This is a genomic window from Halobaculum gomorrense (assembly GCF_900129775.1).
Taxonomy (GTDB): domain Archaea; phylum Halobacteriota; class Halobacteria; order Halobacteriales; family Haloferacaceae; genus Halobaculum; species Halobaculum gomorrense.
Map to the genome: position 1 here is coordinate 18,347 of NZ_FQWV01000004.1, position 22,175 is coordinate 40,521.

Below are 22,175 nucleotides of genomic sequence, written 5' to 3' on the forward strand. Positions count from 1 at the left end.
CGCCGAACGCCACCCACGCCCATGACCGACACACTCGCCGTCACGGATGGGCGCGTGCTCACGCCCGAGTTCGACGTGATCGAGGCCGACGTGCTGATCGACGCCGACGCGGGGGAGATCCTCGAGATCGGGCCCGGCCTCGCGGGCGACGCAGACGGGACGCTCGACGCGACCGACTCGCTCGTGATGCCGGGGCTCGTGAACGCCCACGGCCACGCGACGATGACGCTCCTGCGCGGCTACGCCGACGACAAGACCCTCGAAGACTGGCTCCAGGAGGACATCTGGCCCGCGGAGGCGGCGCTGACGCCCGAGGACGTGGGCGTCGGCACCCGGCTGGCGGCTGTCGAACTGATCCGCAGCGGGACGACCGCGTTCGCGGACATGTACTTCCACGTCGGCGAGGTCGTCGAGGCGGTCCGCGAGGCGGGCGTCCGCGCCCGCGTCGGCCACGGCGTCGTCACCGTCGGCAAGGACGCCGAGGCTGCCCGAGACGACTTCGCCGAGTCGCTGGCGGTCGCCGAGGAGTACGACGGCGCCGCCGACGGCCGGGTCCGGACGGCGGTGATGCCCCACGCGCCCCACACCGTCGGGACCGAGTTCTTCGAGGAGTTCGTCCCGAAGGCCCGAGAGGCCGGCATCCCGCTGCACTTCCACCTGAACGAGACCGAGACGTACCTCGACGAGATCGACGCCGAGGCGGGCGTTCGACCGACCGAGTACGCCGACGACCTCGGCCTCCTCGCCGAGGACACGTGGGTCGCCCACGGCGTCCACCTCGACGCCGCGGAGATCGAGACGCTCGCCGAGCGCGGCACCGCCGTCGCCCACTGCCCGGCCTCGAACATGAAGCTCGCGTCCGGGATGGCGCCGGTGCAGGAGCTGCTCGACGCGGGCGTGACCGTCGCGCTCGGGACCGACGGCGCCGCCTCGAACAACGACCTCGACCTCTTCGACGAGATCCGCGACGCCGCGATGATCGGGAAGCTCGCGGCCGACGACGCCGCGGCCGTCGACGCCGAGACCGCCGTCCGGGTCGCGACGGAGGGCGGCGCCCGCGCGCTCGGGTTCGACTCCGGTCGGATCGAGGCGGGCGCGAACGCCGACCTCGCGGTCGTCGACCTCGACGCCGCCCACCTGACGCCCGAGCACGACCTCGTCTCGCACCTCGCGTACGCCGCCCGCGGCAGCGACGTGCGCCACACGGTCTGCGACGGCGAGGTGCTGATGCGCGACGGCGAGGTGCTCGCGTTCGACGAGGCCGACGTGCGCGAGCGGGCTCAGGAGCACGCCGAGGCGCTCGTCGAACGCGCTGAGGAGTAAGTCACAGCGACGTACCTGCGGTGGCGGGTGCCGGCGGGCCTCCGATCACGCGAGCGGTGCGCGGTCGAGCGTAGTGAGACCGCGACAGCGAGCGGCGAACGGAGTGAGCCGTGAGCGAAGCGAGTGTGACCTCACGGGGCCGGAGGCCCCGGGTAGTGCCCGCCGGACGTGCGCGAGAGGTGAGCGACCGAACGAAGTGAGGGAGCGAATCGGTTGGGGAGAGCGTGGCGACGGTGCGGTGCTGTGCAGTTGGGTGGGACTGAAAGGGGCCGCGGGTGTGCGGGAAGGCGGACGACGCAAGCACCGCAGCGTGAGCGGAACGACGTGGAGCGAGCGCGAGGAGCGCAGCGAGTCCCCCGAGCGCACACCCGCGGGGGCTTTCGAGCACTGCTCGTTCGCAACACTCTATCCAGCCACCCTTCGCGACCCCAACAACCGATCGAATCAACCCGCATCCGGCGGGATTATACCCCGCGCAGACAACGACGAACCATAATGAGTACACAGTCGTACGCACCCGTCACGGACCACCTCGACGACCCCGAATCGGCCCGCGAGGAGGGCCGTCGCAAGATGGACTGGGCGCTCCAGCACATGCCCATCCTGAACCACCTCCGCGAGGAGTTCTCCGCCGAGCAACCGTTCGCAGGCCAGACCATCGGGATGGCGATGCACGTGGAGGCGAAGACCGCGAACCTCGTCGAACTGCTCGCCGAGGGCGGCGCGGAGGTTGCTATCACGGGCTGCAACCCCCTCTCGACGCACGACGACGTGAGTGCGGCACTGGACGCTCACGAGCGCATCACCTCCTACGCCGTCCGCGGCGTCGGGGACGAGGACTACTACGCCGCCATCGAGTCGGTCATCGCCCACGAGCCGACGATCACGGTGGACGACGGGATGGACATGGTCGCGGCCATCCACGAGGACTACCCCGAACTCATCGACTCCATCGTCGGCGGCGCCGAGGAGACCACCACCGGCGTCCACCGCCTGCGCGCGATGGACGCCGACGGCGAACTCCACTACCCCGTCTTCGCGGTGAACGATACGCCGATGAAGCGGCTGTTCGACAACGTCCACGGCACCGGCGAGTCCTCGCTCGCGACGATCGCCATGACGACGAACCTCTCGTTTGCCGGCAAGGACGTCGTCGTCGCCGGCTTCGGCTACTGCGGCAAGGGCGTCGCGAAGAAGGCCGCCGGCCAGAACGCGAACGTCATCGTCTGCGAGGTCGACTCCCGGAAGGCCCTCGAAGCCCACATGGAGGGATACGACGTGCTGCCAATGGAAGAAGCCGCCAAGGAGGGCGACGTGTTCATCACGACGACGGGCAACCGCGACGTGATCACTGCCGAGCACTTCGAGCGGATGAGCGACGGCGTCCTCCTCGCGAACGCGGGCCACTTCGACGTGGAGATCAACCTCGACGAACTCGACGACCTCGCGGTCGACCGCTACGAGGCTCGCGACGGCGTCGAGGCCTACGAGATGGCCGACGGCCGCCGGCTGAACGTCCTCGCGGAGGGACGGCTCGTCAACCTCGCGGCGCCCATCGCGCTCGGCCACCCGGTCGAGGTGATGGACCAGAGCTTCGGCGTGCAGGCCGTCTGCGTGCGTGAGCTCGTCGAGAACGGCGAGGCGTACAACGCCGGCGTCCACGAGGTGCCCGACGAGCTCGACCGCGAGGTCGCTGAGGTGAAGCTCGCGGCCGAGGGCGTCGAGTTCGACGACCTCAGCGACGAGCAGCGCGAGTACATGGGCTCGTGGCAACACGGGACCTGAGCACGCGGAACGAGATGGAGCCACTGCTCCCGCGTACGGTCACGGCTCGCCCTCGACGGTGCCGAGGACGAAGCCGTACTTGAGCAGGGCGACGAAGACCGCGCCGCCGACGGCGTTCCCGAGGGTCGCGAGCGCCATGAACCGGAGGTACTCGGGGACCCCGATAGCCGGGTCGACCAGCGTCGCCGCCAGCACCTCGACGTTGCCGGCGATCGAGTGCGGGAGGTGCGCGAAGCCGATGGCCCCGGTGACGAGCACGACGAACACGACGCGGGCGATGGTGGAGTCGGCGGCGGCGACGAGCCACGCGAGCAGTCCCATCAGCCACCCGGTGAGCACGGCGCCCGCGAACAGGACCGCCGTCGGCTGGTCGAGGAAGGGCTCGGCGAGTTCGGCGAACGACGCCGTGCTCGCGAGGTCGTAGGCGGGCGCGAACCAGACGACGAAGGCGGCGAAGGCAACCCCGCCGACGACGTTGCCGGCGTACACGAGCGACCAGAGCCGCCCGAGGTCGCCGAGGTCGGCGCGGTCGTCGAGTACGGGGACGACGGCGAGGGACGTGTGTTCGGTGAACAGCTCCGAGCCGCCGAGGACGACGAACACGAACCCCACCGAGTACGCCGCGCCGACGTACAGGCGGTGGACCACCGGGTCGCCCCCAGCCACCGTCAGCGTCGTCACGACCGCGACCAACAGCGGCCCGAAACCGATGTCGAGCCCGGCGGAGATGGCCGAGAGGAACAGCGCCGGCGCCGGACGCTCCATCTCGTCGGTGGCCGACTGCATCAGCCGCTCGATGACGGTGACGTTCGAGGCCTGGTCGTCGCCCTCGCTGCGCGTTCCGCGGGTGGACCCGGCCTCGTCGTCGGGGACTTGCGTCTCCTCTGACACGCCCCACGGTTCGGCGTCCGTACGGATTAATGTCCGCGCGTGGACCCGTATCCGGGCGTACGGGCCGCGGCCGCTACAGCGACACCCGCGCCCGCGTCTCGTACTCCGGCCCCTCCTCGGTCAGCGTCGATTCTGTGAGCCGGATCTCGTCCACCTCAAACCGCCCCACCGTCGGATCCTCGTCGAGGTAGTCGAGTACCTCCCGTTTCCCGCGGGCGTCGTCCATGCGCGCGAGGGTGAAATGCGGCGTGAACGTGTGGTCGGCCTCGTCGAACCCTCGGTTGACGGTCTCGCGCTCGACGGCCTCCGCGAGCCGCGTCAGTTCGTCGGCGCCGTATCTCTCCCGGATGCCGACCCAGACCACGCTGATGTAGTCGGTCGACGGGAAGACGCCGAGGCCGCCGACCTCGGACTCGAAGGGGTCGACGGCGGCCGAGTCCACCGCCGACTCCAGAGCCTCGACCACGTCGCCGACGCGGGACTCGTCGGCGTCGCCGAGGAACTTCAGCGTGCAGTGTGCCTGCGCGGGGTCGGTGAACCGGAGGCTTTCGGTCCCCCGAAGCAGTTCTTGTACGTCCGCGAACGCCCCTGTGAGGCGCTCGGGGAGGTCGACGGAGACGAACAGACGCGGCATGTGAGTGCGTTTGCGTCTCGACGAAAAAAGGGCGGGGCAGGTCCCCACGACCCGCACGCGCAACATACATCCGTCCACGCGGTCGATACACGGCCAATGAGCGACGACGAGCCCGAACGCCAACCGCACAAGTTCTCCGAGGGGCAAGGCCTCGACGAGGACTACGAGGAGTTCACGCTCGACCCGGAGGCGCTGACCGCCGACCCCTCGCAGGTCGACCCCGTCGACACGCGGGTGATCGCCGACCTGCTGGACGAGCGCAACATCCCGAAGGACCGCGTCGACGTGGAGAGCCTGCTGGAAGTCGGGCTCTCCTACATGGAGATCAATCGGTTCGAGGAGGCGACCGAGACGTTCGAGCGCGCCGCCCAGTTCGCCGACGATGACTCTCTCGAGGAGCAGGAGTCGTGGACGAACAAGGGCGTCGCCCACGCCGAGTTGGAGGAGTGGGACGAGGCGATCGGCGCGTACCAGGAGGCGCTCCGCATCGACGACGACTCCGAGCACGCCGCCAGCGCCGAGACGAACCTGGCGTACGCGCTCCACGAGTCCGGGCGCACCGAGCAGGCGCTGGAGCACGCCGAGAAGGCCGTCGAGATCGACCCACGCTTCCCGCAGGCATGGTACAACCGGGGCTTCTTCCTCGTCGAGCGTGGCCTGCTGGAGGACGCCGTCACCGCCTTCGACAACGCGATCCGGCTGGGGATGCGCAACGCCGAGGTGCTGGAGGAGAAGGCGCGCGCGCTCGACGAACTCGGTCGCGAGGACGAGGCCGAGGAGGCCGCCGAGCGCGCCGAAGAGATCCGCAAGGAGGCCGAACAGGAGATGGTCCGCGAGCACGCCGACGGAGACGCCGGCACGGGCGGCGCGGGCGACATGGGCGGCGGTCGCGTGGGCGGTGACGACCTCGACCTCGGAGGGCTGTAGATGCCCGAGGAGTCGGGGAACGACGAGGCGGCACGAACGACCGTCCCCGACGCGGGCGCCGACTACCTGCTCACGCGGCGCGAGACGCCCGAAGGAACCCTCGTCGCGGTGTGCGACGCGGCCGTCCTCGGCGAGACGTTCGAGGACGGCCCCGTCTCGATCGAGGTGACGGAGTCGTTCTACGGCGGCGAGGACGCCGAACCGGCCGACGCCGACGCGGTCGTCGAGGGGCTGTACGACGCCGACACCGCGAACCTCGTTGGCGAGGGCTGCGTCGGGGTCGCCGTGGACGCCGGCGTCATCGACGCCGACCGCGTCCTCGAAGTCGGTGAGACGCTCCACGCCCAGTTACTCTGGCTCTAGGCGACGCGCGCACGCTCGCGACCCGTCCGGCAGGGGCGATGGCGTGAACTCCGACCACTGGCACCCGGACCCCGCGTCGCACCCACCTGATCGTGCCCGAATTCGGTTACCACGACCCCGCGTGACCGAAGGGATGTTACCCCTCCGACCCCTCATGATCGGTAATGGAAGCGCCTGAGCAGGAACCATACCCGCTCGACGTTGAGGCCGTCCGCGCCGACTTCCCCATCCTCCAGCGGAAGGTGGGGGGCGACGTGACGGCCCCCGGCGAGGGGGAAGGCGACACGAAGCCGCTCGTGTATCTCGACAACGCGGCGACGAGCCACACGCCCGACCAGGTGGTCGACACCATCGCCGACTACTACCGCTCGTACAACTCCAACGTCCACCGCGGCATCCACCAATTGAGCCAGGAGGCGAGCACCGCCTACGAACACGCGCACGACCGCGTCGCGGAGTTCATCGGCGCCGAAGGGAGGGAGGAAGTCGTCTTCACGAAGAACACCACCGAAGCGGAAAACCTGGTCGCCTACGCGTGGGGCCTGAACGAACTCGGCCCCGAGGACAACGTCGTCCTCACCGAGATGGAACACCACGCGTCGCTGGTCACGTGGCAACAGATCGGCAAGAAAACCGGCGCCGACGTGCGCTTCATCCGCGTCGACGACGACGGGCGCCTCGACATGGACCACGCGCGCGACCTCGTCGACGACGACACCGCGATGGCGAACGTCGTCCACGTCTCCAACACCCTCGGCACGGTGAACCCCGTGGCCGAACTCGCGGACCTGGTCCACGACCACGACGGTCTCGTCTTCGTCGACGGCGCGCAGTCGGTGCCGCACATGCCTGTCGACGTGCAGGCCATCGACGCGGACTTCTTCGCCTTCTCGGGGCACAAGATGTGTGGACCGACCGGTATCGGCGTCCTCTACGGCAAACAGCACCTCCTCGAGGAGATGCAGCCGTACCTCTACGGCGGCGAGATGATCCGGACGGTCACCTACGAGGACAGCGAGTGGGAAGACCTCCCGTGGAAGTTCGAGGCTGGCACGCCCGTCATCGCGCAGGGGATCGCGCTCCATGCGGCCATCGACTACCTCGAAGACCTGGGGATGGAGAACGTCCACGCCCACGAGCAACTGCTCGCGGAGTACGCCTACGATCGCCTCACGGAGTACGACGACGTGAACATCTACGGGCCGCCGGGCGACGACCGCGCGGGCCTCGTCGCGTTCAACGTCGACGGCGTCCACGCCCACGACCTCTCCAGCATCCTCAACGACCACGGCGTCGCCGTCCGGGCCGGCGATCACTGCACCCAGCCGCTGCACGACAAGCTCGATATCGCGGCCAGCGCCCGCGCATCCTTCTACGTCTACAACACGCGCGAGGAGATCGACGAACTGGTCGAGGCGGTCGACGACGCGCGCCAACTGTTCGCGTAACTGGTCGTCTCGGATATCGGGTCGTTGCTCACGCCCGCTCGAAGGGAAGTCGGTGCGCCGGCGGCACGCGGCCAGTGGTGAATGTCATCACGATCGGAACCGGCCCGCCGAACGCACCTCACTCCGATTTGTCCGCCGCTTCGAATTAATTCTATCCCCGTTTCCCGCAGAAACATAATTAAACTCAGTACAAGTTTTCGAACTCGCGTCTTCTTTTCGGAACCGCGGATCGCTCGCTGCCGCCCGCTGCCGCGCGTCCGACGGCGTCCCCAGAACGCTTAACCGCTGCACTCGCCAACAGACGATAACAATGGGTATCGGCGGCGGCTCCGACATGTATCGCCAGCAGATCCTGGACCACTACAAGAACCCTCGCAACTACGGCGAACTCGACGACGTCACGTTCTCCCACACCGGCGAGAACCCCTCCTGTGGCGACACGATCACCGTCGATGTACGCCTCGAAGACGACGGCGAGACGATCGACTACGTCGCGTTCTCCGGCGACGGGTGCGCGATCTCGCAGGCGTCGGCGTCGATGCTCTCCGAGCGCCTGCAGGGCATGACCCTCGAGGAACTGGAGGCGATGGACACCGACGACATCACCGAGATGCTCGGCGTCGACATCTCCCCGATGCGGATCAAGTGTGCCGTGCTCGCCCGTCAGGTCGCGCAAGACGGCGCGAAGCTACACGAAGGAGAAATCGACGACCTCGACGTGACGAAGACCGAGGACTGACGCGTCGCGATTACCGTCGCGCTCTCTCGCGGCGTTCGGTCGACCGGTCGCAGTCCTTCCTCTTGAGCGCCGAACGACGGCGGTCTACTCGGGCTTGAGGCCGCCGTCCTGCACGCGCATGATCGCCTCGCCGTCGGCGAGGTTCGGCGCGTCGACGAGCCGCACGATCCGCTTGTCGCCCTTCGACTTGCGGAGGTAGATACGGAACGTGGAGGTGTGGCCGAGGATGTTGCCACCGATCGGCTGGGTCGGGTCGCCGAAATAGGAGTCGGGGTTGGAGGCGACTTGGTTCGTGACGAGCACGACGCAGTTGTAGAGGTCGCCGATGCGCATCAGGTCGTGGAGGTGCTTGTTGAGCTTCTGCTGGCGTTCGGCGAGTTCGCCGCGGCCCACGTACTCCGCGCGGAAGTGCGCGGTCAGCGAGTCGACGGTGAGCAGCCGCACCGGCCAGTCGGTGTCCTCGGCCTCGCTGGCGAGCTCCTTCGCCTTCTCGGCCAGCAGGATCTGGTGGTTGGAGTTGAACGCCTTCGCGACGTGGATGTGGTCGAGGAAGTCCTCGACGAGCGTGCGGAGGTCGTCGTCGTCGTCGGGCGACCCCTCGATCTCGCGGCGCTCGAACTCGCGTTCGAGGATCTCGTCGTCGAGTCCGCGGACCATGTCGTCGATCCGCTCGGGACGGAACGTGTCCTCGGAGTCGACGAAGATCGCGGCGCCGCCCAGGCCGCCGTCCTCGGAGTCGAGCTGGACGTTGACGGACATCTGGTGGGTCACCTGCGACTTCCCGGCGCCGAACTCGCCATACACCTCGGTGATCGACTGCGTCTCGAGCCCGCCGCCGAGCAGGTCGTCAGCCTCCTCGATCTGCCAGGAGAGCTTGCCGATCTGCTCGCGTCGTTCCAGCACCTGCGCGCCGGACTCGAAGCCGCCCACGTCGGCGGCCTCGCGGGCACCCTGGATGATGTCGTTGGCCGTCGAGTCGCCGATGTCGGCCGTGTTGCCCAGCTCGGCGGGGCTCGCGACCGCGATGCTCTGGTAGCTGTCGAAGCCCGCGTCGACGAGCTTGTCTGCGGTCGCGGGGCCGACGCCGGGGAGTTCCTGGAGATCGTCTTCTGCCATCGTGCTCGGTTCTTGCGCTGGACCCCACATAAACCCTCGTTAACAGTAGATCGAAAGTGAAATCGCGGTACGCGAGCGGGTCACTCACGATCGGTGTCGGAAGGTTCAGAAGGGATGGAGCAGTCGCGAAGCTCGGGTGGGACCGGTGGTACGATCGAGTGAGACGGCGCTACTCGGGCACCTTCGTCTGCCCGACCGTCACTCCCAGGGGTGGCCGTTCGGGCTGTTCGGCCACAGGGGGTACCAGTACTCCTTGTCGGATTCGAGGTCGAGTTCGCCGTCGAGCACCGATTCGAGTTTGAACTCCAGTTTGGAGTCGCGCTCGCTGGTCGACTCGGGTACGAACGGGTAGTACGCGCCTCGACGGAACGAGTAGACCCAGTAGGCGCGACGGTCGGGGCCGCGCTCACGGGTCGCGCCGCTCCCCGTTCGCGTCCCCGAGGCGCTCGCTCCGCTCCCGCCTCGCCCGCGCTCGTCCGCGAAGCCGAACAGCGCAGCGAGCAGGCGAGAGCCGTAGCCGCGCTCGACGAACTCGTCGGCGGCGAAGTGGACGGAGGTGACCAGGTCCTCTGGGTCGTCGTCGGCGAGGATGACCCAGTGGTAGCCGTGGTCGTCCTCGTGGCGGCGGAACGTCGTTCCGGTCTCCTCGGCGCCCGCGTCGAGGATCGCCTCCACGGCGTCGACGGTCTCGGCGAAGTCGGTGGAGTCGACCGAGGAGAAGCACAGCGCCGCCTCGCCGACGGAGGCGAACCCCAAGTCCGCCTCCATCGTCACGTACGCGGTGCTCATCCCGAACAGGTCCTCGGGGTCGGCGTCGCTGACGGCGTCGGCCTCCGCGCGCGATCCGAGCACCGATCTGAGTGTGTCGAAAATGCCCATCGGTCGTCCGTCGATACGAGGGGACGAGCCGTGTTCAAGCCGTCGCCGCTTCGGGACGCGGTCGTCGACCGACGCCGCGTCGCCGCCTCAGTTCCCTTGGATCGCGTCGATCACCATCGCCGCGGCGACGACCGGCTCCTTCGGCACGCCGGTGGCGTCGTCGATGGTGATGTCATAGGTGTCCTTCAGCGAGAACCGCCCGTCGATCCGGCCGACGTGGGTCCCGTCGGCGTCGGTGATCTCGTACCGGTGGGGGATCCAGTGGCCGAACGGCAGGACGTTTCGGGCGACGGTGACGGCCGCGCCGCGGGAGGCGATCTCCGCCAGCGCTGTCCCCGTCTCCGCGTCGCGGATCGTCCACCCGTCCCGCAGGAGCGAGAAGTCGTTGTCGAGGACGACCACGTCCTCGCCCGTCTGGGAGTCCGTGAGGACGTAGTTGCCGGCGATGTCCAGCATCCCGGCGGCGCTCACGGTGAACACGTCTGTTCCGTCGGCGTCGACGAACGGGAACTCCTCTTTCAGCTTGAACAGCTTCTGTGTTCCCCGGAGGACGACGTTGCCCGCGGCGTCCTCCGCGCGGTAGGTGTTGCGGACGAGGCCCTGGACCACGGTGTAGGAGTCGTCCGTCAGTTCGACGCCGGCGATGTCGGAGGTGCGCTCGCTCATGGACGCCGATTCCTCGTGTCTCTATTTTAACGTTCGCTCCCCGAACCGGAGCGAACCCCGCCCTCAGTGCCGACTCAGGCCGTTTCGAACTGCCGCTCCAGTTCCTGGAGACGTTCGACGCGCTTCTCGGTGCTGGGATGCGTCGAGAACAGCCGTCCGACGACCCCGGACTTGATCGGGATGACGAAGAAGGCGTTCATCTCCGCGGTGTCGCGCAGGTCCTCCTTCGGGACGCGATCCATGCCGCTGTCGATGGTCACCAGCGCCGAGGCGAGCGCGCCCGGCTTCCCCGTGATCGCCGCGCCGCCGCGGTCGGCCGCGAACTCGCGGTAGCGCGACAGCAGGCGGATGAGCAGGAACGAGAGCACCCACACGGCCAGCGAGACGACGATCGCGACCAGCACCGGGGCCTGGTTGCCACCGCCGCGGTTGTCGCCGCCGCCGAACAGCCAGCCCCAGCGCACGACGATGAACGCCAGCGTCGAGAGGAACGACGCGATGGTCATCACCATCACGTCGCGGTTCTTGACGTGCGCCAGTTCGTGGGCGAGCACGCCCTCCAGCTCCTCGTCATCGAGCGTTCGCAGCAGCCCCGTCGTCACGCAGACGGTCGAGTTCTTCTGCGAGCGCCCGGCGGCGAAGGCGTTCGGGACCCGCGTGTCCGCAACCGCGACCGTCGGCTTCGGCAGGTCGGCCTGCTGGGAGAGGCGGGTGATCTTCCGGTGGAGCTCCGGGTACTCCTGTTCGGACACCTCGTTGGCGCCCATCGAGTACAGCGCGAGCTTGTCGCTGAAAAAGAACTGCCCCAGTGAGAACAGCCCCATGATCGCGACCATCGCGAACAGCCCCACGTACCGCGACAACACCGCGATGAACACGATGTAGAGGGCGAACAGGAGGAACCCCGTCAGGACCATCCGGCCCCGGAGGCCCCAGTCTGTCTTCCATTCCATACCTCGTAGTATCGGATGCACGGCTTAAACGCTGTCGCGGGTCGCGGTCGGAGTGAGAGGGGGAACGGAACGCGGCGCCGGCCGTCGGCGACCGCAGGCGGACGAATTTATAACCCAACGGCAGCGAGTACGGGTGTGGTCGAGGCACTTCTCCTGATTGGACTGGTGGTTGCGGTGTTCGTCGGCTTCAACATCGGCGGATCCTCGACGGGGGTCTCGTTCGGCCCGGCCGTGGGGAGCAACATCCTCTCGAAGACCGGCGCGGCGGCGCTCATGTCGGTGTTCGCGCTCGCGGGCGGGTGGACGGTCGGCCGCGAGGTGATCGAGACGATGGGCGGCGAGATCGTCCCGTCGACGGCGTTCACGCTCCCGGCCAGCGTCGGCGTCCTCTTCTTCGTCGGGCTCGCGCTACTCATCTCCAACACGTTCGGCGTTCCCGCCTCCACGTCGATGACCGCCGTCGGCGCCATCGCGGGGCTGGGGGCGGCCACGGGGACGCTCAACACCGACGTGATGCTCCGGATCGTCGGCTGGTGGCTCGTGTCGCCCGTCGTCGCCTTCTGGATCTGCGCCATGGTCGGGCGCTACCTCTACCCGTATCTCGACGCCGCCTTCGCCATCGACCGATCGGCGGGGGCCGTCGTCGAGTTCGACGGGGTCCGCCCGCGGATCGCGCCCGCCGCGAGCGGCCGTGAGGTCGTCGGCACGGCGGCGGTGCTCGCCATCGCCTGCTACATGGCGTTCTCGGCGGGCGCCTCGAACGCGGCCAACGCCGTCGCGCCGCTGGTCGGCAACGGATCGCTGACGGCGAGCCAGGGCGTGCTGCTCGCGGGCGGGGCCATCGCCGTCGGCGCGTTCACCATCGCCCGCCGGACGCTCGACACCGTCGGCAACGACCTCACCGACCTCCCGCTGCTGGCGGCGCTCATCGTCGAGGTCGTCTCGGCGAGCCTCATCACGTTCCTCTCGGCGATCGGGATCCCGGCGTCGCTGGCCGTCTCGGCGACGATGTCGATCGTCGGGCTCGGCTGGGGTCGCGCGACGCGAACGACGACCATCGGCGACGCGGTCGGCGGCGCCGTCGGTGGCGCCCTCGGCGGCGAGGAGCCGCGGGACGAACCCCAGCGCCCGGAGGTGTCGGTGAACGCGCTCGCAGCCGACCGCCCCGACCCCGACGACGGCGTCCCACGGATGGGCGAGGAGCGGGGCGACGACCTGCTCGCGGAGGACCTGTTCGACCCCGGGACGACCGGTCGAGTCGTCTCCTTCTGGATCTTCACGCCCACCATCTCGTTCGTGTCTTCCTACGCGCTGTTCGCGTTCGTCCCGCTGTAGCCGGCTCTCGCTGCCACGGGTCTCGATTCGCCCCCGCGTCCGTGCGTGCCCAACTCGTCTTCCGAACCGACCGCAGTTCCTTCGCTCCGACCGTACCTTCGACCGCAATTCGGTTGTTTTGGCGTGCCTAAAGCCTCCTCGGCGTCGATCTGCTTCACGAGATAGCAACAACTAATGGTGCGGCCGGCCAAACCCGAGACGAAATGCCCACGGTCGAATACCTCAACTACGAAGTGCTGGACGACAACGGATGGGAGATGGACGACGACGACCTCTTCGACAACGCGGCCGACGCGGGCCTCGACGACGAAGACTACGGTTCCCTCGAGGTCAACGAGGGCGAGTACATCCTCGAGGCGGCTGAGGCCCAAGGCTTCGACTGGCCCTTCTCGTGCCGCGCGGGCGCCTGTGCCAACTGCGCGGCCATCGTGAGGGAGGGCGAGATCGACATGGACATGCAGCAGATCCTCTCGGACGAGGAGGTCGAAGAAAAGAACGTCCGCCTGACCTGCATCGGGTCGCCGGCGGCCGACGAGGTCAAGATCGTGTACAACGCGAAGCACCTCGACTACCTCCAGAACCGCGTCATCTAACTGCCGTCCGAGCGCGGTCTCACACCTCAGCGTTCTCCGTTTATCGTCGTTCTAGCCTCGCGTCAGCCATCCCCACTGCAGCGCGTCCCGTTCTCACGACCGAGACGCCGAGGGCAACGCCTAACTCCCGGGCGGCGTCCGACTCCGCATGCGCGTACTCGGCGTCGCGACCGCGGCCGACCTCCTCCGCCTGCTCTTGATCCCGGGGCTCGCGTGGGCCGCCTACCGCGACATTCGCACCCGCCGCGTCGCGAGCGGGCTCTGGTATCCGCTGCTCGCGGTCGGCGCGCTCGCGTTCGTCGTCGAGGCGGCGGGCGCGTACCCGTTCGCCGACTACGCGGGGCGATTGTTCCTCGTCCGCGCTGGCTTCTCGCTGTTCTTCCTCGTGCCCTTCTCGGTGCTCGCCTACCGGATGGCCGCCTTCGGCGGCGCCGACATGAAGGCGCTCGTCGTGCTCGCGGTCGCGTTCCCGACGACGCCGGAGTACGTCGTTCCGCTGTGGATCCTGCCCGACGTGACGTGGCTCCACACTGTCGGCTTCCCCGCCCACCCCTCGGCGCTCGGCGTCGCGGCGATGTCCGCGCTGACGAACGCGGTGCTGTTCGGCGCCGGCTACGTCGCCCTCCTGTTCGCCTCGAACGTCGCCGCCAGGCGGCTCTCGCCGGCGATGCTCGTCGGCCGCTGGACCGCCGTCGAGGACCTTCCGGAGGTGCACGGCCAACTCATCCGCGTCGACGGCCTGCGCCCCGAACGCGGGCTCGACCTCGACGCGCTCCGGATGTACCTCCGCTGGCGCGGCATCACCCTCGCGGCCGTCCGGGCGGACCCGGCGACTCGCCGCGATCCCGCCTCCGTCGGCGAGACGTATCCGCCGACCGACGGCGCGGTCCACGACGGCCCGCGGACGGACGGCGGGACCGGCTCCGACGGGGGCTTCGAGTTCCCCGAGGCGGACGAGAGCTCGTCCGACCCCGAGATCGGGCCCGCCGCCGCCGGCACCGACGACGGAGACGCCGGCACCGACGACGGAGACGCCGGCACCGACGACGACCTGTGGGCCGCCGAGCGCTTCCTCGACGACATCGAGGGGAGCGCCTACGGCACGACGCCCGAGACGCTGCGCGAGGGACTGGAGCGCGTCGCTCGCGAGGACGCGCTGTGGGTGTCGCCGGGGCTCCCGTTCCTCGTCCCCCTGTTCGGCGGCCTCGTGCTCGCGCTGACGTACGGGGACGTGCTGACGGTCGCGCTCGGGGCGATCGGGGTGGCGTGAATCGCGCGCGGCCCGATCGGCCGGTATGCCTCGCCAGGGGCCGCTGCGGGCGACCTCGCTGCGCCGGGAACACGCACAAGACCTATCCGCGACAGCGCCGACCTCACGAGCGATGAGTGACTCGCAGCCCGACGGCGCGGGCGACGGCGTCGCGGTCGACTTCGGCGACGACGGCCTCGTCCCCGCCGTCGCACAGGACGCCGACTCCGGCGAGGTGTTGATGCTCGCGTACGTGACCGAGGAGGCCCTCGCGCGCACGCGAGAGACGGGTCGGGCGCACTACTACTCGCGCTCGCGCGACGAGCTCTGGGAGAAGGGCGCCACGAGCGGCCACACCCAGGAGGTACGGGAGGTGCGCGTCGACTGCGACGCCGACACCCTGCTGTATCTCGTCGACCAGACCGGCGGCGCCTGCCACACCGGGCATCGCTCGTGCTTCTACCGGACCGTCGACGGCGAGCACGTCGGCGAGCGCGTGTTCGACCCGGACGCGGTGTACGAGTGACGGATGGCGCGCGACACCGCCAGCGACCACGACAGGACCGGCGCGGCCGGCGAGTCCGGTGCGTCCGGCGCGTCGGGCACCGCCGCTGACGCCCCCGACCCGCTGCCGGACGCCGACCGCGACGCCGACGCGATCGCGGCCGACCTCCGCGAGGCCCGTCGCCGCCGCGACGACGCGACCGCCGCCGTCGAGGAGCACGGCGAGTCGACGCTCGCGACCGTCCGCGACGCCGTCGAGCGTGCCGACCGCCTGCTGGACCGCTACGTCGACTCAGCGACCGGCACCGGCGACTTCCAGGCGTACGTCGAGTTCCAGGGCGAGTTCGCGGCCGCCGTCGACGACCTCGGCGAGGACGTGCCGGGATACGACGCGTTCGAACGGGCCAACGAGGCCGTCGACGGCCGGCGGCTCTCCGAGTCCGACTTCGAGCGCGCACGAGAGGCGCTGGCGCCCGCGCGCGACCTCGCCGACCGGCTGGCCGAACGCGAGGACGCCGAGGCCGCGCTTCACGACGCCGAGCGTGACGCCCAGCGGCGCCTCGACGCGTTGGAGGAGCGGATCACCGACCTGGAGCGACTGGTCGAGTTGGGCGAGGCGGACCTCACCGCGCCGACCGAGGAGCTTCGCGATCCGATCGCCGCCTACAACGACGCCGTCCGCGACGCGTTCGCCGAGTTCCGGCGGGAAGAACCCGCTTGCGACGTGCTGGCGTTCGTCGCGGAGGCCGCCGAAACGCCGTTCGTCGGCTACGCTGCGCCACCGCCCGAGCTGCTGGCCTTCCTCAACGCGTCGCCGGCCGACGGAGCACCGCTCCCCGACCTCTTAGAGTACGCGGACTACTCGGCGTCGAAGCTCGACCACTACGTCGACGACCCGGGGACGTTCACCGCCCAGGTTCGACCCCACCGCACGTACTTGGAACGGCTGTCCGCGGCGCCGCTGACGGTCGACTGGCCGCCGCCGGCCGCCGAGACGCTGCGATTCAAGCGGGAGGAACTCGTCTCCGCCGTCGCCAAGTTCGCGCCCGAGGACGTGGTCGCCCGCGCGCGGGAACTGCGCGAGGCGGCCGATCACCCGGAGTACGAACGGCTCCGTCGCGCCGCCGAGGCCGCGGCGGAGCTGTCGGACGCGGAGGCCGAGCGCGTCGCGTCTGGCGAGGCGGCCGCGGAGCTGGCCGAGGCCCGCAGGCGACGCAAGACGCTCGCGGACGCGCTCGACGGCCCGGAACGCTAACCCGACCCGACTCGCGATCGGTCACACCGACCGTGCGTACACCGCCGTCGGGTACGACTTCCCGTCCACCTCGAACGCCGACGCGCCGACCCGCTCGAACCCGCGCGCCTCGTAGAACGCGCGGGCGGCGCGGTTCTCCGTGAACGTCTCCAGGACCAGCCGGTCGAACTCGGAGGGGGCTCGCTCGATCACGGCCTCCAGCAGCGCCGTGCCGACGCCGCTCCCCTGCGCGTCGGGGTCGACGTAGATTGCCCGGAGTTCCGCGTCGTCGCGTTCGCAGAACGCCTTGCGGTCGTCGGTCCACAGCGCGTCGGCGAAGCCGACGACTGCGCCCGGTTCCCTGTCGACGGCGACGAGGAGCGAACGGCCGTCGGCCGTCGCGCGGTCGTACCGCTCCTGTAGCTCGACGCCGTCGGGGATGGTCATCGCGTCCAGCCGCTCGTCCGGGAGGATGCCGGCGTACGCGTCGCGCCAGGCGGCGCGGTTGACGACCAGCGCCGCGCGGAACTCCGTCGGGGAGGCGGCGGGGCGCACCTCGATGTCCATGCGCGGGGGTCGGGGTCGGCAGGAGGAAAGGGTTCGGGGGGTGTGCAGTCCAGAGACGGTCGGCCGGCTACGCCGCGGCGTCGGCCTTCGCCGCCTCCAACGCCTCGCGCACCTCCCGCGCGAGCGCAGCGGCGCGCTCGGGGTCGGCGGACTCGGCGTACACGCGCACCTTCGGCTCCGTCCCGGAGGGACGCACGAGCACCCACGCGTCGCCGTAGTCGAGCCGGTAGCCGTCCTTGGTGTCGGGCTCTGCGTCGGCGGCCGCGGCGTACGCCTCGGCGGCCGAAAGCATCGCCTCCAACTGGGCGTCGGAGTCGTACGAGAGGTTCTCGCGGACGTTCGTGTAGTCCTCGTAGGGGGCGACGACCTCGCTGACGGCGGCGTCGCGTTCGGCCAGCAGTTCGAGGAACTTCGCGGCGATGAACGCGCCGTCGCGCACGAGGCGGTAGTCGGGAAAGAAGACTCCCCCGTTGCCCTCGCCGGCGACGGGCACGGACTCGCCCTCGCGCCACAGCTCCTTGATCCGGGTGATGATGTTCGTCGAGCCGATGGGCGTGAGCTCGAGGTTCGCGCCCGCGGCGTCGCACACGTCGACGAGGCGCTGGGAGACGTTGACGGCGGCGACGGTGGTGTCGCCCTCGCCCAGGTCGCGAGCGGCCAGCGCGGCCAACGAGGCGTCGCCCTCGACGTACGAGCCGGTCTCATCGAAGAAGATGGCCCGGTCGGCGTCGCCGTCGTGGGCGACCCCCACGTCGGCGTCCGCCGCGCGCACGAGCCGCCCGAGGTCGTCCAGGTTCGCCTCGACGGGCTCGGGGTCGCGACCGGGGAAGTGGCCGTCCGGCTGGGCGTTAACCGTCACCACGTCGCAGCCCAGTTCGCGGAAGAACGTCGGGGAGGTGAGCGCGCCGGCGCCGTGGCCGGGGTCGAGCGCGACCGTGAGGTCGGCGTCGGCGACGGCGTCGCGGTCGACCGCATCGAGCATCTCCGCGATGTAGTCGTCGTTGGCGTCGGCCACGCGCCGGGAGTCGCCCATGCGGTCCCACGACACGCTCGTCGTCTCCTCCGCGAGGAGGCGCTCCTCGACGAGCTCCAAGCGGTTCACCGGGAGCTCGATCCCGTCGGCGCCGACGAGCTTCACGCCGTTGAACTCCGGGGGGTTGTGCGACGCGGTGATCATCACGCCGGGAACCGCTTCGACCTCGCAGTAGCGGACGAGGCTCGGCGTCGGCACGATGCCGAGCCGATCCACGTCGACGCCGGCGGCGGTGATGCCGGCGGCGGCGGCGTCGGCGAACGTCCGTCCCGAGGTGCGGGTGTCGCGGCCGAGGGCGACGCGCCCGGCGTCCCACGTCGCCGCTGCGGCCGCGGCCACGCGCGAGACGAACTCCGGGGTGAACTCCGCGCCCACGACCCCGCGGGTGCCGCTCGATCCGAAGACCTTCATTCGGTTCGTGGGTCCGACGGCCGGCGGGATAGTGGTTCCGAACCGTCGCGTGGGGCTCTCGCCGCGATCAGCCGCACGAACGGCGACCTCCGCGATCGGCGGCGGGCGGATTCCCGAGATCCGCGGCGGGCGGACCCCTGAGATCTGCGACGGGCGGACCGGCATCGGGATTTACCAGCTTCGACGGGAAACCCATGGGCATGATCCACGCGACCGGTCCGCTGCTGTCTGTCGACCTCGACGCCCGCGAGACCACCGAGGAGAGTATCGACGACGTGCTGAGCGAGTTCGTCGGCGGCCGCGGCGTCGCGACGAAGTTGGCGTTCGACCGCGTCCCGTTCGACGCCGACCCGCTCGGCCCGGAGAACCGCGTCTACCTCGCGACCGGCCCGCTCCAGCACTCTCGGATGAGCTTCACCGGTCGGATGAACATGACGAGTGTCTCGCCGCTGACGGACGGGCTCGCGTCCTCGAACGCCGGCGGCTTCCTCTCGCGCAACTTCACCGGGACAGGCTACGCCGCCGTCGAACTGCACGGCGCGAGCGACGCGCCGCTTGCGGTCCACGTCCGTGAAGGGGGCGTGGAGTTCGAGGAGGTCCCCAAACTCGCGGGCGCGGAGGTTCCCGAGGTGACCAAGTGGGCCGACGACGCGCACGGGCTGGAGGCCGAGCACCTCGCGTGCATCGGTCCGGCGGGCGAGCACCTCGTGCGATACGCGTGCGTGATGACCAGCGAGACGCGCGCGTTCGGCCGCACCGGCCTCGGCGCGGTACTCGGCAGCAAGAACGTGAAGGTGCTCACCTTCGACGGCGACAGCGAGACCGACGTGGCGGTCGACCCGATCCAGACGGACATCCACCGCGAGGCCGCCACCGCCGACCACATCATGAAGCGCCAGGGCACCACCAGCGTCACCGAGTTGGCCAACGAGGTGGAGGCGCTGCCGACGGCCTACTTCTCGAAGCAGTCGTTCGACGGCGTCGAGGCCATCGGCGGCGACGCCGTCGAGTCGAAAAAGTACAAGAAGGGGACCTGCTCGCAGTGCGCGTTCGCCTGCAAGCTCCCTACCCGCGACGAGGCCGCCGGCGTCGAGACGGAGGGGCCGGAGTTCGAGACAGTGATGGCGTGGGGGTCGAACCAGCTCGTCGACGACGTGGTCGAGGTGATGAAGGCCAACGAGCTGTGCGACCGCCTCGGCGTCGACACCATCTCCGCGGGCGACACGATGGCCGCCTATCTCGCGAGCGAGGGCGACCTCGCGAACCCCGAGCGCGCCCGCGACCTGCTCCGGAAGGCCGCCCATCGCGAGGGCGAGGTCGGCGACCTGCTCGCGGAGGGCGTCCACCGCGTCGCCCCCGAACTCAGCGTCGAGGACTGGTCGGTGAAGGGGCTGGAGTTCGCCGCCCACGACGGTCGCACGCTCAACGGGCAGGGCCTGTCGTTCGCCACGTCGAACCGTGGCGCCGACCACATGTACGCGAGCTTCTACTCGAAGGAGTACCCCCTCGTCGACAAGGAGCGGGCCGTCGACAAGCGCGGGCTCGACGGGAAGGCGCCGCTGGTCGCCGACGCGGAGGACCACAACGCTGTCCTCGACTCGGGCGTCGTCTGCAAGTTCAGCCGGGACTTCGTCGACGATGACCGCCTCGCGACCCTGCTCGACGCCGACTACGACGACCTGCTCGACGTGGGCGCGCGCGTCGTCGAACTGGAGCGGGCGTTCAACAACCGCCGCGGCTTCGACCGCGCGGACGACGCGCTCCCGTACGACATCGAGGGGTTCGATGACGCGCTCGACGAGTACTACGAGGTCCGGGGGTGGCGCGCGGACGGCGTGGTCCCGGGGCTGGGCGAGGCCGATGCCGGATCCGGTTCAGCGGCCGCAGACGACTGAGTCACGGTCGAGGGAGTCGCACCGTCCCGTTTCAGCGCTGATAGTCGGGGCCGAACGGTTATTGGCCTGCTTCCCGCCGGATCCGGTATGAACGCAAAGCGGATGTCGACGCTCTCGGTCGGCGTGCTGTTGGTGCTGGCGCTGGGGGCCGCCGCGCTGGTCGCAGTGCAGGTGGTCTGACGCCGGCCCGGCGCGTCCCGTCGTCCCGGCGGACGGCCGACCCGGCGGACGGCCGGCCGAACCGACGGACCCAACCCCGTCGAACCCCTCCCCACCGCCGATGGAGATTCAGTTCCTCGGCGGCGCCCGCGAGGTGGGCCGCTCGGCGGTGCTCGTCGACGACGCGCTCCTCCTCGACTACGGGACACTGACCGGGGAGCCGCCGCAGTATCCCGTCGGCCGTCCCGAACCGGACGCGGTCGTCGTCAGCCACGGCCACCTCGACCACGTCGGGCAGGTGCCGGCGCTGCTGCGGGGCGACCGCCGGCCGCCAATCCACTGGACGCCGCCGACGGCGGAGCTGGCGCGGGTGCTCGCCGAGGACTCCCTGAAGCTGCGCGGCTACGAATGCACCTTCACCGAGAGCCACGTCCAGCGCCTCGGCGAGGTCGAGGAGCGCCACGGCTACGGCGAGCCGTTCGTCGTCGAGGCGGGCGGCACCGACTACGAGGTCACCTTCTTCGACGCCGGCCACATCCCCGGCAGCGCGCACGTCCTCGTCGACAGCGGGGGACGCAGTCCCCCGGGCAGTCGGGCGGAGTCCGACGACGGCGACACGCGACTGCTGTACACCGCGGACTTCCACACCGACGACACGCGACTGCTGTCCGGGTCGACCGCGCGGCCCGACGCCGATGTCGTGATCTGCGAGAGCACCTACTCCGACGTGACCCACGAGGACCGCAGTCGGGTGGAGGAGCGGTTCGTCGAGACGGTCCGGACCACCCGATACGAGGGCGCCACCGCACTGATCCCCGCCTTCGCCATCGGGCGCACGCAGGAGGTGCTGACGGTGCTTGAGGACACCGAGATCCGGCCGTACCTCGACGGGATGGGCCAGCGCGTCACCGACATCGTCCGGCGGCACCCCGGGTACGTCCGCAACGCCGACGCCCTGCGCCGGGCGAAGTCCGGAGCCAGATACGTCACGGGACGAGACGGTCAGCGGGAACGCATCGCCGCCGACAACGAGGCGGTCGTCACCACCTCCGGGATGCTCTCTGGGGGGCCGGTGCTGCGCTACCTCTCGATGCTGCGCTCGGACCCGACGAACCGGGTGTGTCTCACGGGGTACCAGGTCGAGGGGACGAACGGCCGGCGACTGCTCGAACGCGGTAATTGCGAACTCGACGGCGGCGTCGTCCCCGTCGCCGCCCGCGTCGATCTGTTCGACTTCTCGGCGCACGCCGACCGCGACGGGCTCCGCTCGTTCCTCGACGACTACCGCGGCGCGACCGTCCTCGTCAACCACGGCGACCGCTGTCCGGCGTTCGCGGAGGAGCTCCGAGGCGACGGCTACGACGCGAGCGCGCCGGAGCTGGGCGAGCGCGTGACCGTCTGACGCCGCGCCGCGCTGTGGTCCCCGCGCTCGTTGCGCCGTCGCCGCGCCGCTGTCGCCGCACACGGCGAC

21 protein-coding genes are annotated in these 22,175 nt (G+C 69.9%); 13 read left to right on the plus strand and 8 right to left on the minus strand.

Features of this window, described 5'->3' with window-relative positions; genetic code table 11:
* Positions 1-21 precede the first annotated feature (21 nt).
* On the plus strand, positions 22-1,323 hold the full coding sequence (locus BUE16_RS08435; RefSeq protein WP_073308566.1) for an amidohydrolase: 1,302 nt from the start codon (positions 22-24) through the stop codon (positions 1,321-1,323).
* A 495-nt stretch (positions 1,324-1,818) separates the two neighbouring features.
* Complete coding sequence (locus tag BUE16_RS08440; protein WP_073308568.1) at positions 1,819-3,108, plus strand: adenosylhomocysteinase; 1,290 nt, start codon at positions 1,819-1,821, stop codon at positions 3,106-3,108.
* A gap of 39 nt (positions 3,109-3,147) precedes the next feature.
* Here the strand turns inward: BUE16_RS08440 and BUE16_RS08445 are convergent, their stop codons facing one another.
* Complete coding sequence (locus tag BUE16_RS08445) at positions 3,148-3,999, minus strand: formate/nitrite transporter family protein (RefSeq protein ID WP_321166971.1); 852 nt, start codon at positions 3,997-3,999, stop codon at positions 3,148-3,150.
* Between the two features lie 73 nt (positions 4,000-4,072).
* Positions 4,073-4,633: an RNA 2',3'-cyclic phosphodiesterase gene (thpR, locus tag BUE16_RS08450; RefSeq protein ID WP_073308571.1), complete on the minus strand. Its 561-nt coding sequence runs from the start codon at positions 4,631-4,633 to the stop codon at positions 4,073-4,075.
* Positions 4,634-4,729: 96 nt separating this feature from the next.
* On the opposite strand from thpR, the gene BUE16_RS08455 reads away from it, so the two are divergent.
* The 4 genes from BUE16_RS08455 (at position 4,730) to sufU (ending at position 8,110) form a co-directional block, all read left to right on the plus strand.
* A complete protein-coding gene (locus BUE16_RS08455; protein ID WP_079991575.1) occupies positions 4,730-5,560 on the plus strand; it encodes a tetratricopeptide repeat protein in 831 nt (276 codons plus the stop codon).
* Positions 5,561-5,923: a DUF424 domain-containing protein gene (locus tag BUE16_RS08460; protein ID WP_079991576.1), complete on the plus strand. Its 363-nt coding sequence runs from the start codon at positions 5,561-5,563 to the stop codon at positions 5,921-5,923.
* A gap of 164 nt (positions 5,924-6,087) precedes the next feature.
* A complete protein-coding gene (locus tag BUE16_RS08465; RefSeq protein WP_073308573.1) occupies positions 6,088-7,371 on the plus strand; it encodes an aminotransferase class V-fold PLP-dependent enzyme in 1,284 nt (427 codons plus the stop codon).
* 316 nt (positions 7,372-7,687) lie between these two features.
* Positions 7,688-8,110: a Fe-S cluster assembly sulfur transfer protein SufU gene (gene sufU / locus BUE16_RS08470; protein ID WP_073309063.1), complete on the plus strand. Its 423-nt coding sequence runs from the start codon at positions 7,688-7,690 to the stop codon at positions 8,108-8,110.
* Positions 8,111-8,194: 84 nt separating this feature from the next.
* On the opposite strand, the gene radA is transcribed toward sufU, so the two are convergent.
* The 4 genes from radA to htpX all read right to left on the minus strand — a co-directional run bounded on the left by radA (position 8,195) and on the right by htpX (position 11,724).
* Positions 8,195-9,226 carry a DNA repair and recombination protein RadA gene (gene radA, locus BUE16_RS08475; protein WP_073308575.1) on the minus strand — a complete coding sequence of 344 codons (1,032 nt, stop codon included), beginning with the start codon at positions 9,224-9,226 and terminating at the stop codon, positions 8,195-8,197.
* Between the two features lie 198 nt (positions 9,227-9,424).
* A complete protein-coding gene (pspAB, locus tag BUE16_RS08480; RefSeq protein ID WP_073308576.1) occupies positions 9,425-10,105 on the minus strand; it encodes a PspA-associated protein PspAB in 681 nt (226 codons plus the stop codon).
* An 87-nt stretch (positions 10,106-10,192) separates the two neighbouring features.
* The gene (locus tag BUE16_RS08485; protein ID WP_073308578.1) at positions 10,193-10,771 is read right to left on the minus strand and encodes an LURP-one-related/scramblase family protein; all 579 of its coding nucleotides are present in this window, start codon (positions 10,769-10,771) and stop codon (positions 10,193-10,195) included.
* A gap of 74 nt (positions 10,772-10,845) precedes the next feature.
* On the minus strand, positions 10,846-11,724 hold the full coding sequence (gene htpX / locus BUE16_RS08490; RefSeq protein ID WP_073308580.1) for a zinc metalloprotease HtpX: 879 nt from the start codon (positions 11,722-11,724) through the stop codon (positions 10,846-10,848).
* Between the two features lie 135 nt (positions 11,725-11,859).
* Here htpX and BUE16_RS08495 point away from each other — a divergent pair, with 135 nt between their 5' ends.
* From BUE16_RS08495 to BUE16_RS08515, 5 genes are all read left to right on the plus strand, one after another.
* Positions 11,860-13,059: an inorganic phosphate transporter gene (locus BUE16_RS08495; protein WP_073308582.1), complete on the plus strand. Its 1,200-nt coding sequence runs from the start codon at positions 11,860-11,862 to the stop codon at positions 13,057-13,059.
* 203 nt (positions 13,060-13,262) lie between these two features.
* Positions 13,263-13,652, plus strand: a complete 390-nt coding sequence (fer, locus tag BUE16_RS08500) for a ferredoxin Fer (protein WP_073308584.1) — start codon at positions 13,263-13,265, stop codon at positions 13,650-13,652.
* A gap of 148 nt (positions 13,653-13,800) precedes the next feature.
* Positions 13,801-14,922, plus strand: a complete 1,122-nt coding sequence (locus tag BUE16_RS08505) for an A24 family peptidase (protein ID WP_073308586.1) — start codon at positions 13,801-13,803, stop codon at positions 14,920-14,922.
* 112 nt (positions 14,923-15,034) lie between these two features.
* Positions 15,035-15,427, plus strand: a complete 393-nt coding sequence (gene hisI / locus BUE16_RS08510; RefSeq protein WP_073308588.1) for a phosphoribosyl-AMP cyclohydrolase — start codon at positions 15,035-15,037, stop codon at positions 15,425-15,427.
* 3 nt (positions 15,428-15,430) lie between these two features.
* Positions 15,431-16,660: a DUF7118 family protein gene (locus tag BUE16_RS08515; RefSeq protein ID WP_143165400.1), complete on the plus strand. Its 1,230-nt coding sequence runs from the start codon at positions 15,431-15,433 to the stop codon at positions 16,658-16,660.
* A 21-nt stretch (positions 16,661-16,681) separates the two neighbouring features.
* On the opposite strand, the gene BUE16_RS08520 is transcribed toward BUE16_RS08515, so the two are convergent.
* Positions 16,682-17,206 carry a GNAT family N-acetyltransferase gene (locus BUE16_RS08520; protein WP_073308590.1) on the minus strand — a complete coding sequence of 175 codons (525 nt, stop codon included), beginning with the start codon at positions 17,204-17,206 and terminating at the stop codon, positions 16,682-16,684.
* Between the two features lie 67 nt (positions 17,207-17,273).
* Positions 17,274-18,650, minus strand: coding sequence for a phosphoglucosamine mutase (gene glmM / locus BUE16_RS08525; RefSeq protein ID WP_073309067.1), 1,377 nt, complete (start codon positions 18,648-18,650; stop codon positions 17,274-17,276).
* A 200-nt stretch (positions 18,651-18,850) separates the two neighbouring features.
* Here glmM and BUE16_RS08530 point away from each other — a divergent pair, with 200 nt between their 5' ends.
* Entirely contained in the window at positions 18,851-20,545 is a 1,695-nt protein-coding gene (locus tag BUE16_RS08530; protein ID WP_073308592.1) for an aldehyde ferredoxin oxidoreductase family protein, read from the plus strand.
* 280 nt (positions 20,546-20,825) lie between these two features.
* On the plus strand, positions 20,826-22,106 hold the full coding sequence (locus tag BUE16_RS08535) for an MBL fold metallo-hydrolase (protein WP_073308594.1): 1,281 nt from the start codon (positions 20,826-20,828) through the stop codon (positions 22,104-22,106).
* The last annotated feature ends 69 nt before the right edge of the window (positions 22,107-22,175 follow it).